The sequence below is a fragment of the Rheinheimera muenzenbergensis genome (genome assembly GCF_036984005.1).
Taxonomy (GTDB): domain Bacteria; phylum Pseudomonadota; class Gammaproteobacteria; order Enterobacterales; family Alteromonadaceae; genus Alishewanella; species Alishewanella muenzenbergensis.
The window spans coordinates 27,557-42,717 of sequence record NZ_JALAAR010000002.1 but is presented as its reverse complement, the minus strand read 5'-3'; the positions used below and the strand labels follow the sequence as shown (position 1 = coordinate 42,717).

Below are 15,161 nucleotides of genomic sequence, written 5' to 3'. Positions count from 1 at the left end.
CATAAAAAAGCCGGCATTTTAGCCGGCTTTTTCAATTTCAGGTTTTAAGCTGTTAGCAATAATAATTATCCGGTAAAGCAATACGCGCCACACCTGAGGCTACAGCTGCATCGGCTACCGCCCGGGCCACTCTGGGAAGCAGGCGTGGGTCCATTGGCTTAGGAATAATATAAGACTTACCAAAGCTAAGCTCAGCTACCTTAGCTGCTGTAAGCACCTCCTCTGGTACCGGCTCTTTGGCAATAGCGCGGATAGCATTAACCGCCGCCAGCTTCATTGCATCGTTAATCACACTGGCACGCACATCCAGCGCACCCCGGAAAATAAACGGGAAACACAATACATTGTTAACCTGATTCGGATAATCAGAACGGCCGGTGGCCATAATAATGTCATTGCGCGCTGCGTGTGCCAGTTCAGGTTTAATTTCCGGATCAGGGTTCGAGCAGGCAAAAATTACCGGCTTGTCTGCCATTAACTGCAGCGCTTGCGGTGGCAACACATCCGGGCCGGACACACCAACAAACACATCGGCTCCGGTTAGCGCATCTTCCAGCGTACGTTTGTCGGTATTGTTAGCAAACAGCAGCTTGTATTGGTTTAAATCGTTGCGCCGGGTATGAATGACGCCTTTGGTATCCAGCATATAAATATGCTCGCGCTGGGCACCGCATTTAATTAGCAGCTCCATACAGGCAATGGCGGCAGCACCGGCGCCCATACAAACAATAATGGCACTTTTAATATCTTTGCCCTGAATTTCCAGCGCATTTAACATGCCAGCCGCAGTAACGATGGCAGTGCCATGCTGATCATCGTGAAATACCGGAATTTTACAACGCTTAATCAGCTCTTTTTCAATTTCAAAGCACTCAGGCGCTTTAATATCTTCCAGGTTAATGCCGCCAAAGGTATCGGCGATATTGGCAACAGTGTTAATAAACTCTTCTGTCGTGCGATGCGACACTTCAATATCAATGGAATCAAGATTAGCAAAACGTTTAAACAACAAAGCCTTACCTTCCATTACCGGCTTAGATGCCATAGGGCCTAAATTACCTAAACCTAAAATGGCGGTACCATTGCTGATAACGGCAACCAAATTGCCTTTAGCGGTGTACTTGTACACATTGTCGATATCAGCGGCAATTTCGCGCACCGGCTCGGCGACGCCCGGGCTATATGCTAACGCCAGATCAGTCACCGTTTCGGCCGGCTTGCTGATCTCGATACTAATTTTTCCGGGTCTGGGCTCTGCATGGTAACGCAGCGCCTGCTGTTTGAAATCTGCCATGGGTATTTTCCTGCTGTCTGTAGGGCTAAGCGTATAGTTATTGTCGTGTCGTTACGCTGTGGGAGGCTTATTCTAAAGAGCGCAGGCACAGAAGAGAAACAGAATCAGTCTGATCGTACCAGCGCAAAAACCATCTGGACACCATACCACTTTAGTCGTAACTGTAACTGTTATAACAATAAAACCACTCAGCGCCAAGAGACGTCCGGCCATCTAAATTCCAAATGTGGCACAGTGCTGCATACAGATGTTAGTGCGGCCGCATAATCATGCGACTACGGCCGGACTGTAGTGGCCAAACAAGGATAGGTATTGGCCAGTCAAGTTTTTCTATCTATATGATAGTAAACAGTTATTGGCTTGTTTATGCGGGTTATGTTGTTGCAGGCAAAGGCACAGCTCAACAAATAAAAATATTTTTTCGGTCAATACTGATTATTTGCGTAAAAAACAGCCGGAAAGCAGGCATAAAAAAAGCACCCGCAGGTGCTTTTTTCCGTTTCGCTGACGCTATACCGATTAACGGTTGCCCAGTACAGAGAAACGCTTTTTGAAACGGTCAACACGGCCGCCTACGTCTAACACTTTCTGCTTACCAGTGTAGAACGGGTGACAAGCTGAGCAAACGTCCAAGTGGATGTCTTTGCACAGTGCTGATTTAGTTTTGAAACTGTTACCGCAAGTACAGGTTGCAGTAATTTCTTTATATTCAGGGTGAATACCTGGCTTCATGGCTTACCTCGTTAGGCCGTATCGCAATCTGGTCAAAAATTTGCCAAACACCATACGTAATTACAGTTAATTTAGGGCGCGTAGCTTAATGGATAGCGTGCTAAGTTGCAACTGCTTAAACACTGCGCGACAGTAATTTTGTTTTACTTGGCATTTCAGCACGCTGTCCTTACACTGAGCGCTTCGATAAAACGGGGGCCCATTGTGACCACAGTACGAGTGGCATTGCCAGTACCACTAAGGCAACTATTTGATTATAAAATAGAACCTAACCATAACGCGCAGATTGGCTGCCGGGTACTGGTGCCCTTTGGGTCGCGTAAACTGGTCGGCATTGTCTGGCAACTGGCGCCAGAAGACAGTTTTACCGCCAGCCGCCTGAAAACAATATTACAGGTACTGGATAGCCAACCTGTACTGCCGCCACAGCTGTGTCAGTTACTTAGTTTTGCCGCCGATTATTATCACTATCCATTGGGTGAAGTGCTAATCAGTGCCTTGCCGGCTTTACTGCGTGAAGGCCGCGAACTGACATCGTTTCAGCCAAAAGCCTGGCAGCTGACAGAAGCTGGCCGTCAGCTCGACGCTGCGACATTAAAGCGCGCACCGAAACAGTTAGCCTTATGGCAAGCGTTAGCACAGCACCGCCTGAGCGAGTCGTTAATGTTGCAACAGTTCGGCCGGCCTGCGGCTAAGCAATTGTTGGATAAAGGCCTGGCAGAGGAAGTTTGCGTGCCGGCCACGCCTTTTACCCCGCCTGAGGCAACCGCAACCGGTTTAAAACTGACCGCAGACCAGGCAATGGCCGTGGCGGCAGTCAATCAGGCGTGTGGCCGGTTTGAACGTCTGCTGCTTGAGGGGGTTACCGGCTCGGGTAAAACTGAGGTGTACCTGCAAAGCATTGCTGGCCTGCTCAATGCCGGTAAGCAGGTGTTACTGATAGTACCTGAAATCGGTTTAACACCACAGACACTGGCACGGTTTCAGGCCAGGTTTGACGTGCCGGTACTGTGCTGGCATTCGGCACTAAGCGATGGCGAACGCCTGCATTGCTGGCTGCAAGCCAGCAGCGGTGCGGCTGCTATTGTCATTGGCACCCGTTCAGCATTGTTTTTACCCTTTTATCAACTCGGGCTGGTGATCATTGATGAAGAACATGATCAGTCGTTAAAACAGCAGGACGGCTTTCGCTATCACGCCCGCGATCTGGCAATAAAACGCTGCGCCATCCAGCATTGTCCAATCTTACTGGGTTCAGCAACACCCAGTCTGGAGAGTTTGCACAACGCTCTGAGCAAAAAATTTATTCATTTACCCCTGCCCGACCGCGCTGCCGGCCAGGCGCTGCCAAGCTTTACCCTGGTAGATTTAAAGCAACAAGTGCTGCAATTTGGCCTGGCCGGGCAAACGCTGACGCAGATACGGGCTGAATTAGCTAAAGGCCTGCAAGTTATGCTGTTTTTAAACCGGCGCGGCTTTGCCCCGGCGCTGAGCTGTCAGGAGTGTGGCTGGCTTACCGAGTGTCACCGCTGCAGTGCTTTTACCACTTACCATAAACAAAGCCGGCAGTTGGTATGTCACCACTGTGGTGCCAGCAAAGCCATACCACGCCAGTGTGGCGGTTGCGGCAGCACCCAGTTAAAACCGCTGGGCCAGGGCACAGAGCAGTTAGAAGAAAGCCTGCAACAGCTGTTCCCTGATACCGCCATTACCCGGCTCGACCGTGACAGCACAAGACGCAAAGGCGCGCTTAACGAGGCATTAAGCGATATTCATCAACATGGTGCCCGGCTTATTGTCGGCACCCAGATGCTGGCCAAAGGTCACCATTTTCCTAACGTCAGTCTTGTGGTAATCGTCGATGTCGATGGCGCTCTGTACAGCAGTGATTTTCGTGCGCCAGAACAACTGGGGCAATTACTAACCCAGGTTGCCGGCCGTGCCGGGCGTGGCAGCAGTGGCGGTAAAGTGCTATTGCAAACCCACTATCCACAGCATAGTTTGTTGCAGGATATTATTCAGAATGGTTATGCCGCCTTCGCCCGCACTGCACTGCAAGAACGTGAAATGACACGGCTGCCACCTTATCAGTTTCTGGCTATGTTTAGTGCCGAAGCACACCAGTCAGAATTGTGCCAGAGTTGGCTGCAACAACTGGCAACCATTGCCGCTGATAACACTGCCCTGCAAATACTTGGCCCTATACCGGCCCCGCTGGAACGCCGGGCCGGCAAGTATCGCTGGCAGTTACAACTGTACAGCCCAAATCGCCCGGCGCTGCATCAGATGCTGGATATTATGCTGGCGCAACTGACACTGTGGCCACACAGCCGCAAAGTTAAATGGCAACTGGATGTCGATCCAACAGACCTTAGCTGACAATAGCCGGGCTTATGTTTCTTTTTTCGCTTAACCTTGTAGAATAACGCCAGTTGCCAGCAGTCAGAGCCTCAAGCACCTTATGCCGCAAAAAGATTATGTAAAAGCCAGCCGCCCCAAAGCCAGAACCAGCAAACCGCGCCAATCCGGCGCCGGAAGAGCGGCGGCTAAAACTGCCCCCACAGCAAAGCCCTGGTTATTGCTGGCTATTACCAGCCTGTTGATTGGCGGTTTTATTTATTTTCTATGGTTTTTAAACCAGCAGCCTGCCGTTGAAGTAACGGCCGCACCAGCGCCACCGAAAACAGTTAAAAAAGATGACTTACCGGTAAAACCCACCGAAGAGCCGTACCAGTACATTAAAGAACTGGAAAACAAAGAAGTAAAAGTCGAAGTCACTGAACAGCAAGCTGCCGGACCTTATCAGATGCAATGTGGCTCCTTTAGGGTGCAAACCCAGGCCGAGACGATGAAAGCCCAGATTGCTTTTGTCGGTTTTAGTTCTGAAATCCGCCGCACCGACGGTAACAATGGCGTTTGGTATCGGGTGGTGCTGGGGCCTTACGAGTCTAAACGCCAGGCCACCGCCGATCGAAACCGGTTACGCCAGCAAGGTATAAATACCTGCCAGATCTGGAACTGGTCTTGAAATCCAGCAGTCTCAGCCACACTTAAGCCCTAAGTTAATCACGCCACAGGGCTTATTCATGACCACTATTGTTTCTGTACGCCGCGATGGCCACGTTGCCATCGGCGGTGACGGCCAGGTTTCACTCGGCAACACTGTAATGAAGGGCAACGCCCGCAAAGTTCGCCGCCTTTATAACAACAAAGTCATTGCCGGCTTTGCCGGTGGCACCGCCGATGCTTTTACCTTATTTGAACGTTTTGAAGCCAAACTGGAATTGCATCAGGGCCATTTAATGCGCGCTGCAGTAGAACTAGCCAAAGACTGGCGCACCGATCGCATGCTGCGCAAGCTCGAAGCGCTGTTAGCGGTGGCCGACGCCAATACCTCGCTGATCATTACCGGTAACGGCGATGTGGTGCAACCCGAACACGATCTGATCGCTATTGGCAGTGGCGGCCCTTACGCCCAGGCTGCTGCAACCGCCCTATTACAAAATACTGAGCTGAGTGCGCGGGATATCGTAACAAAAAGTCTGACCATCGCCGGTGACATTTGTGTGTACACCAACCAGCATCAGACCATTGAAGAATTATAAGCAGGTAGATTATGTCTGACATGACCCCAAGAGAAATAGTGCACGAACTGGACCGGCATATTATCGGCCAGAATAAAGCCAAACGCGCCGTCGCCATAGCACTGCGTAACCGCTGGCGCCGTATGCAGCTAGACCCGGCTCTGCGCCAGGAAGTCACACCCAAAAACATTCTGATGATAGGCCCAACTGGCGTAGGTAAAACAGAAATTGCCCGCCGCCTGGCAAAACTTGCCAATGCGCCTTTTATCAAGGTCGAAGCAACCAAGTTCACCGAGGTGGGCTATGTCGGCAAAGAAGTCGAAAGTATTATCCGCGACCTGACTGACAGTGCAGTAAAGATGTTTCGCGAGCAGGCGATTGAGAAAAACCGTTTTCGCGCCGAAGAAGCGGCCGAAGAGCGCATTTTGGATGTGTTGCTGCCACCGGCTAAAGAAGCCTGGGGTGACAGCGACAATAAGCCGGCTACCGACAGCAGCACCCGTCAGGTATTTCGCAAAAAACTGCGTGAAGGCCAGCTCGATGACAAAGAAATTGAGCTGGATTTAGCCCAGCCAAATATTGGTGTAGAAATAATGGCACCGCCGGGCATGGAAGAGATGACATCTCAGCTGCAAAGCATGTTTCAAAGCCTTGGCAGTGAAAAAAAGAAAAAGCGCAAACTGAAAATTAAAGACGCCTTTAAGCAACTGATTGAAGAAGAAGCCGCCAAACTGGTTAACCCGGAAGAGCTTAAAACTCAGGCACTGGAAGCGGTAGAGCAAAACGGCATCGTGTTTCTGGATGAAATAGACAAAATTTGCAAACGCGGCGAAACCAGCGGCCCCGACGTGTCGCGCGAAGGTGTTCAACGTGATTTGCTGCCACTTATTGAAGGCTGCACGGTAAACACTAAACACGGTATGGTTAAAACCGACCATATACTGTTTATTGCCTCCGGTGCTTTCCAGATGAGCAAACCCTCTGATTTAGTGCCAGAGTTGCAAGGCCGGCTGCCTATTCGGGTTGAACTTGAAGCCTTAAGCGCTGCCGATTTTGAGCGTATCCTGACCGAACCTAAAGCCTCGCTTACTGAACAATCTATTGCCATGCTGGCCACTGAGGGCGTTAACCTGAGCTTTAGCGCTGACGGCATTACCAGCCTGGCAGCAGCGGCCTGGCAAGTAAACGAAACCACTGAAAATATTGGTGCGCGCCGGTTATACACAGTAATGGAACGCCTGCTGGAAGAAATTTCCTATGACGCCGCTGATCATGCCGGCGAACATATTCAGGTTGATGCCGCCTATGTGGAAAAACACCTGGGAGCCCTGGTTAAAGATGATGACTTAAGCCGGTTTATTTTGTGATAAACAATGCCATCGCAGTACAGGTGAGCAAGTTGCACTATCACCAACAACGCCGTGTGCTGGACGTTACGTTCAGCAGCGGCGATTGTGTCAGCTTTAGCGCTGAATTTCTGCGGGTCTATTCGCCATCAGCTGAGGTTCGCGGCCATGGCAAGCCCAAACTGGTAAGCAATAAAAAGCAGGTAGCAATACAAAAATTGCTACCTGCCGGCCATTATGCGGTAAAACTACTGTTTGATGACGGCCACGATACCGGCCTGTACAGCTGGCAATATTTGTGGCAACTGGCACAGCAAAAAGACAGCCTGTGGCAACAGTATTTGCAACAACTTGCCAGTGCCAACGCTACCCGCGATGCTGCCATCACGGTGCGTGTGCAATACTAACAACGGCTCAGGCCTGAAACCGCTCGACGGTCTGGCGTAACCGTGCCGCTTGCTGCGCCACCTCTTCACTGATGGCGGCATTATGTCTGGCATGTCCAAAGGTTTCATCCGACAAGTCACGGATCTTCACCACGTTTTTGTTTACTTCGGCAGCCACATGGCTTTGCTCTTCAATTGCAGCAGCAATCTGGGTGGTCATATCCATAATGTTGGTAACGTCAGAAGTGATTTCGCTAAGCAAAGTCATGGCAATGCCGGCCTGTTCAGCACTCTCACTACCTTGCTGGCGGCAACCTTGCATGACTTGTACTATGTCGTTGGTACGGCCCTGTAAGCCATTAACTATGGTCTCAATTTGCCGGGTTGATTCCTGCGTACGCATTGCCAGGCTGCGCACCTCATCGGCAACCACAGCAAAACCACGGCCCTGATCACCAGCCCGGGCGGCCTCAATGGCAGCATTTAGCGCCAGCAAATTGGTTTGCTCGGCAATAGCTCGAATAACATCCAGCACCGAGCCAATGGTTTTACTGTCTTTTTCCAGCTCAGCTACCACTGCTGTAGCATCCTGTAACCGCGTTGATAAGCTGGTGATCCTATCTACCGTTTGCTGCACTTCACTGCGGCCACTTTGCGCATTCTGGTTCATCGCTTCGGCTTTAGCTGCAGTGGTTTCGGTATTACTGGCAATTTCATTGATGGTAGCGCCCATTTCCGTCACCGCTGTTGCTACCATGTCTGTTTCGTTTTGCTGCATTTGCATGCCACTACTGGTGTCAGAGGTCGATTTAGCCAGTTCATTGGTGGCAATATCCAGCATTTCCAGCGCCTGGTTTACCGTTTTAATCAGATCCTGAAAATCGCTCAGCATGCTGTTAAAGTCAGTTGCCAGTGCAGTCATCTCATCTTTACCTGCGACATCAACCCGCATGCGAAAATCATTCTGTGCGCGGATCAGGCCAATGGTTTTGCATACTTCCAGCACTGGCCGCAAAATGCTGCGACTGGTCATCGCCACCAGTACTAATACCGCTGCCAGCACTACGGCAAACACTAATAACGCCAGTTGCTGAGTGCTGTTTACTGCTGCACTTACAGCCTCACTGCTTTGGGCCTGCAGCGCTTTAAGACTTTCTTCTGTGCTTTGAATAGCGCTGCGCATCTTGCCGGTAACGCCTTGCGTTTCATCCAGCCCCATCTGCTGGTAAGCACTAACCACAGCGTCAAAGCTGCGCTGATACTGTTGCGCAAAGCGGCTGCTGTCGCTGTCAGCGGCTATTTTTGGCGTTAACTGCTGCATAGTACCGGCAAACTGCTGCTGGTAAGCCAGGTCTTTGCGTATTAAGAAGTCCTTTTCAGCCCGGCGCAATTGCAATAACAACACCATCAGATCATCCCGCGCCAGGCCGTCAAAACGCTGTTCTAATTGATGCACCGCAGCGCGCAGTTCGCCCATGACGCCATCCTGCGGCGTCAGCCCCAACTGTTGCTGCTGACTCACCAACTCATTAAAGCTTTGCTGATACGTTTGGGTTAGCTGCGAAAAACGCATTAATGGCGCATCATCTATCGCATGTTGTTGCAACAATGCCTGTAATGACGAAACCCGGCTTAACATACTCTGCAAATGATCAGCATGGCGCTGTTGGTATTTCAGCTCAGTGCGCATGACAAAGTCTTTTTCATGCCGGCGCAACATCAATACGTCAGCCGCAATTTGCTCGACCAATTGCTGGGTCGACGCCAGGCTGGTCAATTTGCTGCTTTGATAAAATAAGATCAGCAACATCACTACCATTGCGGCTACCAGGGCTATGCCATTGATAAATAACCGCTGCTTTATCGACAATCGCCGTAATCCGTTCATATACTGCTACCTGTTTTTGTTAACATCCAGTATTGATGATAGAACACGCACGGCAATCTGCAGCCTAATTTTTGCAATGATTTCAGTGTTTATCGCTTAGTTGAGCAAAAAAAGCCCAATCGTCGCCGCAGCCGTTCCCAGCACTGCACCAGCTAACACGTCCAGCGGAAAATGCACGCCAAGCAAAATACGCGAAAGGCCTATGCCGCCTCCCCACAACAGCGCCAGCGGCAACCACAACGGATAACAACACGCCACGGCAACTACTATGACAAAGGCCCCGGCCGTATGGCCAGAGGGTAAACTAAATTGATCGGAAGGGGTAATATGCGGTTGGGTAAATGCCGTCAGCACCTGTGCCGGCCGGGCACGGCGTATACTGTTTTTCAGCAATAAGTACAGCGGTAATTCAAGCGAAAATGCTACCAGCAGCAGCAAGCCAAAGCGGGCAGCGTCAGCCACATCCGCCGCCAGCAAACTGAGTACCAGCAGTAAATATAAAGGCCCATCAGCCGTTTTTGACAGCCAATAGCTACCGCTACTGCAAAACTTTGACGAACTGCGGCTAAACAAGCGGCAAAATGAAATATGGTCCCAGTGTTCCAGTCTTTTCAGTAACATCACTGCACCCCGCCATTACATGCACTTGATTTAGCCTAGCGCGCTGTTATGACGTTACTGTGACAAGCTGGCTTGTTGCTTTTGAAAATACATCAGCGCCTCTGCCTCTGCCAGAGGTTTGGCAATGTAGTAGCCTTGTACTGCATCGCAGGACATGTTTTTTAGCAGTTCCTGCTGTATTGCTGTTTCTACCCCTTCGGCCAGAATACGTTTACCCAGGCCATGCGCCAGTGTGATCATGGTTTTTACGATCATCATATCAGAGTCATTACCGGCCATATCCATCACAAAACTGCGATCAATTTTAATTTTATCAATTGGCATACGCCGTAGGTACGCTAATGAAGAGTAGCCGGTGCCGAAATCATCAATTGATACCCGGATCCCCATCTGCTGCAACTCAACAATATGGTTGGAGCCTTTTTCCATATCGTGCATAGCGGCATTTTCGGTGATTTCCAGCTCCAGCATTTCCGGCGAGATCTGGTATTGCAGCAACAGCTGCTGAATATGCTGCTTTAACCCTTCCTGCTGAAAATGCAACGGCGACATATTCACTGCCAGCGGCAACTGTACCTTAAGCTGCCGCCAGCGGCTGATGGTGTCAACGGCTTGCTGCAGGATCCAAAAATCCAGTTTCCGGCTTAAACCCAGTTGCTCAACAAAAGGCAAAAACTGGCCTGGCATCAAAAAACCTTTCTGCGGATGTTGCCAGCGAACCAGCACTTCAAAAGCATCCAGCGTATTGTCGCGTAAATTCAGCTGCGGCTGAAAATACAGCAGTAATTCATTGTGCTGCATGGCATGCAGCAATTCCGTTTCCCAGCTAATTAGCCGCGCGGTCTCATCTTCCATCCCGGCCTGATAAGCCAGGCTCTGACGCTGAATGCGTTTAGCCTGATGAAAAGCAATATTGGCTTTTTGCAGTAAGCCTTCAGCACTGTTACTGTCACTGACAGAGCAGGCGATGCCTATGGTGCAGGTCAGTTGTAGCTGGCCAACGGCTAGTTCAAAGTTTTTCTCTACCAGTTGCTGCAAATGACGTACCGCAAATTGCAATTGGGTCTCAGTGTGCATATCACTAAGCACCAACGCAAAAATATCACCACCGGTTCTGGCTACCAGGGCCGGCTTTAAAATGCTCGACTCAAACCGTTTGGTAAGTTGTATCAGCACCTGATCACCTTGTTTTAGCCCGACAGATTCGTTAACGGTTTTAAATTTGTCTAAGCCCAGCATCAGCAGATACACCGGTGTGCTGTCAGACGCTGCCATGCGTTCCTGCAATTGCAGCAGCAACGCATCGCGATTTAACGCGCCGGTAAGCTGATCGTAACGATTAAGATAGCGGGTTTTAGCTGCCAGTTGCAGGTTGGTGGTGCGCTCGTGCTCTTGCTGCCAGATCAGCAGCGCCAGGCCAAGGCCAAACAGCGAAAACAGTTCAGCACTTTTAAAAATAAGGATCGCTCGGATACCGGCCTGTTGCTGCGCGCTAACCAGATACCAGACCACAAACACTATATACACGCCGGCCCAAACCGCCATCATAATAGCCGCTAAACGCTGGCCTACCGAATTACCAATCCGGTACAGCACTATGACAGTAGCCGTAAGTAACAACAGCGCAATAACCAGCAAGCGCAGGTGTGTTTGAAAATATTCCTGCCACTGCGCCATATTGTTGCCAAACACAAAAGCCAGCACACTGACCACAGCCAGCATGCAGCCTAGCAATGTCAAACGCCGGCCAGACCAAAGGCGCAACATTGCCGCATCGCTAACCCGGGTTTCCAGCATGCCGCGCAGTAAATACAGCGCGAATAAATAACTGGTCAGCAGAATGCCGAACTGCAATAGCGTATCGGCCACTACAGGTGCCGCCAACGCCCATTTGGCAATAACTAACAGCTGATACAAAGCAAACATCAGTAGCGACAAAAACCAGAAACGGATATAGGGTTGCTGGTACACCCGACTGAAATGAAACAGCAAATAACTGAGCAACAACGCCACGCCGGCTTCGGTTATATATACAATCAGACGGCTAAACAATTCAGAGGTCACAGCCAGTATCCTCAGTTGTGGTTGCAGACACCATAGCAAATTTAGCATTAACACAGACAACACGCTGTAGCGGAAATCTCAATAATAATAAGTGTTTGAGCTTAGTACGGAGCCAGCTATACTGTCAGCTTAGATGCCGTAACTGCCGGAGCACACCATGGAATACAATACCTCAGAATTATGCGACCTTTATGCCGATCAGGTAGATGTGGTTGAACCACTGTTCGCCAGCTATGGTGGCAGACGCTCTTTTGGTGGCCAAATCCATACCGTTAAGTGTTTTGAAGACAATGGCCTGGTACGGCAGCTGTTAAATGATCCCGGCGTAGGCAAAGTACTGCTGATTGACGCCGGTGGCTCGGCCAGGCGGGCAATAATTGATGCGGAGCTGGCGTCGCTGGCTGCGGGTAATGGCTGGGAAGGTATAGTGTGTTATGGCAGCGTACGTGATCTGGACCTGCTGGAAGATTTTGACATCGGTATTCATGCCGTCAACGCCATTCCGGTAGGTGCAGACGATAAAGGCTTTGGCGAAACTGAGGTGCCGGTTAACTTTGCCGGTGTTACTTTTTTACCCGGCGATCATCTGTATGCCGACAGCACCGGCATTATCATTTCGCCGGACGCGCTGGATATCGAATAACAATGCTGACACGTTTTAGCGCTGCCAAAATGCAGCACTTTGTAGCGCCACGCCCCGGTGAATTGCGACTGGGGCAGCAAGTTAAATTACCCGATGCTACTGCGCCACTACAGACGCTACTACAACAGGCCGCAGCAGATGGCTGTAAATATGTGCTGTTAGGCGTGCCGGAGGACATTGGCCCCCGGGCCAATCTTGGCCAGGCCGGAGCAGTAGATGCCTGGCCAGCCTTTCTCAGCAAGTTCATGAATTTGCAGGCTAATCAGTTTATTGATGCCTCACAGCTGCTGTTATTAGGTGAAATTGATTGTGACGATTTGCAGCAGCAAGCTGCTAACTTATCCGTGCAGGAGCCTGAACAACTTAACCAGTTGCGTCAGCTAGTCAGCCTGCTGGACCAACGGCTACAACCTGTTGTTGCGGCGGTATTTGCCGCCGGGCTATATCCGCTGGTTATCGGTGGTGGCCATAACAACAGTTACCCGCTGCTGGCAGCCCTTAAGCAAAGTAGCGGCAAAACACCAAACAGTGCCAATCTTGACCCGCACTCGGATTTCAGACCGCTTGAAGGCCGCCACAGTGGCAATGGCTTTAGCTATGCGCATCAGGCTGGCTGTTTAGCGCAGTATTATGTCCTTGGTCTGCATGAGTTAAAAAATTCAGCGACAACCTTGCAGCAACTGCAACAAGCCGGTGCTGAGTTCAGTAGCTATCAGCAGATCTTTGTCCGCCAGCAGCTCAGTTATCAGCAAGCGTTGGATCAGTGCATAGATACGGTCATTAAAGGTGACGGCGATATAGGCATTGAACTGGACACCGACAGCATCAGCCTGATGCCGGTTAGTGCCTTTACCAACTGCGGAATCAGTGTACAAGCGGCAGAGCAGTTTGTTTATCAGCTGGCAAAATTACCGCGCAGCCGCTACCTGCACCTGGCAGAAGCCGCACCGGCGCAACATCCGGCCGGTAAAACAGCCGGTATGAACGAAGCCGGACAAGTGCTGTCAGCCTTAGTGTTTGCCTTTATGCAGGGTAAACAGGATCAGCCGCAGGCTATTTAGCATTTTGCTGATACCATTGCTTTAACCAGACAGCAAAACCGCTAAGCTCAAATGGCCGTGAATACAAAAAACCCTGGCCGCGCTGGCAGCCCATACGCAGCAATTTTTGCTCTACTTCCAGTTCCTCTACACCTTCGGCAATAACCCCCAGTTCCAGATTCCGCGCCATATCAATAATGGCGCCGGTAATGGCTGAATGCATGTCCGAGCGGTGCAAATCGCCAATAAACGAGCAATCAACCTTTACATGCTGAATAGGTAACTTGCGTAAATACGCTAAAGAAGAAAATCCGGTACCAAAATCATCCAGCGCCAACTCGACTCCTAAACGGTGCAGACGCTGCATCATACTCATAGCCCGGGCAGGCTCGGCCACTAACGCTTGCTCTTTTAATTCCAGCATCAGTTGCTGTGGTTTTACTTTGTATTTATCAAACAGCATTTCCAGAGTGTCTATCAGCTCATCGTGTAACAAATCCTTGCTGGATATATTGACGGCAATCTTGCTGACTTGTTGCGATTGCGCTAACTGGGCAATCATCGCGACCGCTTCTTTTAATACCCATTGCGTTAGTGGATAAATAACGCCGGTCTCTTCTGCCAGTGCCAGAAAGCTGTCCGGCGTCATTAAACCACGGCTGGGATGCCGCCAACGCACATAGACTTCTCCCGCCAAAACTTCGCGGCTTTGCATGTCAATTTGCGGCTGTACATACAGTGCCAGCTGGCCCTCGCCAATGGCCTGGCGCAATTCTGCCATTAACGACAGTTTATCACTGGTAAAGTGCAACATTTCCGGACTAAACACCTGGCTTTTACCTTGCAACCAGCTGTGATGCTGCAGTGCCAGATAAGCGCGTTCAAGTAATTCACTTAGCTGAGTACCGTGCTGTGGATAGTGAGCAATACCAGAATGCAACTGATACTCAACGGCACAGCCGTGCACCAGCATGGGCTCCGGCACATTCTTCTCCAGCTCATCGGCGACAAACTCAGCCAGATGCTGTTTATCGGTACTGTCGAGCCAGACTGCAAAATCAACGCCGCCCAAATGACACAAACGGATAGCTGACTGCTGGCGGAATTCAAAGGTCAAAGCCGTGTCCGTCAACTTTAATTGTTCATTAATCCGTTGGGCAATTTGCGCCAGGATCACATTGCTGTTGCTGTGGCCTAGCAGCTGGTTTACTTGGTCAAACTGGCTGATTTTAATCAGCAGTAAAGAGTAGGATTGTTCGGGCGCGCGCTTGAGTAACTCGTCGAGTTGCTGCTGTAAAAAAAACTTGTTGGGAAAGCCACTTATATCATCGTGTAATGAATAAAAGCCCAATTGATTATTTTTTTTCGTCGCCAGTTTCTGCTGCAGCTTATGTACGTCAAACCTGAGTTTAAACAGATAGATAAACGCCAGCAGCAATAAGCCCGATAACAGGCTAATTAGCTGCAACGACGAGACAGGCTGCTGCGCTTGCGCTGCAGTGCAGAAAAACAACAGGCCCAAACATAGATAGCGCACGGCAGTACTCCAATAAAGACGCTCTG

Annotated in this window: 13 protein-coding genes; 7 read left to right on the top strand and 6 right to left on the bottom strand. The window is 50.3% G+C overall.

What is annotated here, in order from left to right; translation table 11 throughout:
* Window positions 1-52: 52 nt before the first annotated feature.
* Window positions 53-1,294, bottom strand: a complete 1,242-nt coding sequence (locus MN202_RS02335) for a malic enzyme-like NAD(P)-binding protein (protein WP_335734481.1) — start codon at window positions 1,292-1,294, stop codon at window positions 53-55.
* Window positions 1,295-1,813: 519 nt separating this feature from the next.
* Entirely contained in the window at window positions 1,814-2,026 is a 213-nt protein-coding gene (rpmE, locus tag MN202_RS02330; RefSeq protein ID WP_092792296.1) for a 50S ribosomal protein L31, read from the bottom strand.
* A 204-nt stretch (window positions 2,027-2,230) separates the two neighbouring features.
* Between rpmE and priA the strand changes: the two genes are divergently transcribed.
* From priA to MN202_RS02305, 5 genes are all read left to right on the top strand, one after another.
* On the top strand, window positions 2,231-4,405 hold the full coding sequence (gene priA / locus MN202_RS02325; protein WP_335734480.1) for a primosomal protein N': 2,175 nt from the start codon (window positions 2,231-2,233) through the stop codon (window positions 4,403-4,405).
* An 82-nt stretch (window positions 4,406-4,487) separates the two neighbouring features.
* On the top strand, window positions 4,488-5,054 hold the full coding sequence (locus MN202_RS02320; protein WP_335734479.1) for an SPOR domain-containing protein: 567 nt from the start codon (window positions 4,488-4,490) through the stop codon (window positions 5,052-5,054).
* A 58-nt stretch (window positions 5,055-5,112) separates the two neighbouring features.
* Window positions 5,113-5,631 (top strand): ATP-dependent protease subunit HslV, encoded by a 519-nt coding sequence (hslV, locus tag MN202_RS02315; RefSeq protein WP_335734478.1) that lies wholly within the window; start codon window positions 5,113-5,115, stop codon window positions 5,629-5,631.
* An 11-nt stretch (window positions 5,632-5,642) separates the two neighbouring features.
* The gene (gene hslU / locus MN202_RS02310; protein WP_335734477.1) at window positions 5,643-6,977 is read left to right on the top strand and encodes an HslU--HslV peptidase ATPase subunit; all 1,335 of its coding nucleotides are present in this window, start codon (window positions 5,643-5,645) and stop codon (window positions 6,975-6,977) included.
* Entirely contained in the window at window positions 6,974-7,363 is a 390-nt protein-coding gene (locus MN202_RS02305) for a gamma-butyrobetaine hydroxylase family protein (RefSeq protein WP_335734476.1), read from the top strand. The genes hslU and MN202_RS02305 overlap by 4 nt, the downstream gene beginning before the upstream one ends.
* Window positions 7,364-7,370: 7 nt before the next feature.
* Here MN202_RS02305 and MN202_RS02300 read toward each other — a convergent pair whose 3' ends face one another.
* The 3 genes from MN202_RS02300 to MN202_RS02290 all read right to left on the bottom strand — a co-directional run bounded on the left by MN202_RS02300 (window position 7,371) and on the right by MN202_RS02290 (window position 11,915).
* A complete protein-coding gene (locus MN202_RS02300) occupies window positions 7,371-9,230 on the bottom strand; it encodes a methyl-accepting chemotaxis protein (protein ID WP_335734475.1) in 1,860 nt (619 codons plus the stop codon).
* 96 nt (window positions 9,231-9,326) lie between these two features.
* The gene (locus MN202_RS02295) at window positions 9,327-9,851 is read right to left on the bottom strand and encodes a phosphatase PAP2 family protein (RefSeq protein WP_335734474.1); all 525 of its coding nucleotides are present in this window, start codon (window positions 9,849-9,851) and stop codon (window positions 9,327-9,329) included.
* 54 nt (window positions 9,852-9,905) lie between these two features.
* Window positions 9,906-11,915, bottom strand: coding sequence for a putative bifunctional diguanylate cyclase/phosphodiesterase (locus tag MN202_RS02290; protein WP_335734473.1), 2,010 nt, complete (start codon window positions 11,913-11,915; stop codon window positions 9,906-9,908).
* Between the two features lie 157 nt (window positions 11,916-12,072).
* Between MN202_RS02290 and rraA the strand changes: the two genes are divergently transcribed.
* Window positions 12,073-12,558, top strand: coding sequence for a ribonuclease E activity regulator RraA (gene rraA, locus MN202_RS02285; RefSeq protein ID WP_335734472.1), 486 nt, complete (start codon window positions 12,073-12,075; stop codon window positions 12,556-12,558).
* A 2-nt stretch (window positions 12,559-12,560) separates the two neighbouring features.
* Complete coding sequence (locus MN202_RS02280) at window positions 12,561-13,619, top strand: formimidoylglutamase (RefSeq protein WP_335734471.1); 1,059 nt, start codon at window positions 12,561-12,563, stop codon at window positions 13,617-13,619.
* On the opposite strand, the gene MN202_RS02275 is transcribed toward MN202_RS02280, so the two are convergent.
* On the bottom strand, window positions 13,612-15,135 hold the full coding sequence (locus MN202_RS02275) for a putative bifunctional diguanylate cyclase/phosphodiesterase (RefSeq protein ID WP_335734470.1): 1,524 nt from the start codon (window positions 15,133-15,135) through the stop codon (window positions 13,612-13,614). The genes MN202_RS02280 and MN202_RS02275 overlap by 8 nt on opposite strands.
* Between the last annotated feature and the right edge of the window lie 26 nt (window positions 15,136-15,161).

Excerpts from the sequence above, each read along its gene's own strand:
- hslU (WP_335734477.1), top strand. The coding sequence starts at position 5,643 with ATGTCTGACATGACCCCAAGAGAAATAGTGCACGAACTGGACCGGCAT.
- MN202_RS02300 (WP_335734475.1), bottom strand. The coding sequence starts at position 9,230 with ATGAACGGATTACGGCGATTGTCGATAAAGCAGCGGTTATTTATCAAT.
- MN202_RS02280 (WP_335734471.1), top strand. The coding sequence starts at position 12,561 with ATGCTGACACGTTTTAGCGCTGCCAAAATGCAGCACTTTGTAGCGCCA.
- MN202_RS02295 (WP_335734474.1), bottom strand. The coding sequence starts at position 9,851 with ATGTTACTGAAAAGACTGGAACACTGGGACCATATTTCATTTTGCCGC.
- rraA (WP_335734472.1), top strand. The coding sequence starts at position 12,073 with ATGGAATACAATACCTCAGAATTATGCGACCTTTATGCCGATCAGGTA.
- hslV (WP_335734478.1), top strand. The coding sequence starts at position 5,113 with ATGACCACTATTGTTTCTGTACGCCGCGATGGCCACGTTGCCATCGGC.
- MN202_RS02320 (WP_335734479.1), top strand. The coding sequence starts at position 4,488 with ATGCCGCAAAAAGATTATGTAAAAGCCAGCCGCCCCAAAGCCAGAACC.
- MN202_RS02335 (WP_335734481.1), bottom strand. The coding sequence starts at position 1,294 with ATGGCAGATTTCAAACAGCAGGCGCTGCGTTACCATGCAGAGCCCAGA.
- rpmE (WP_092792296.1), bottom strand. The coding sequence starts at position 2,026 with ATGAAGCCAGGTATTCACCCTGAATATAAAGAAATTACTGCAACCTGT.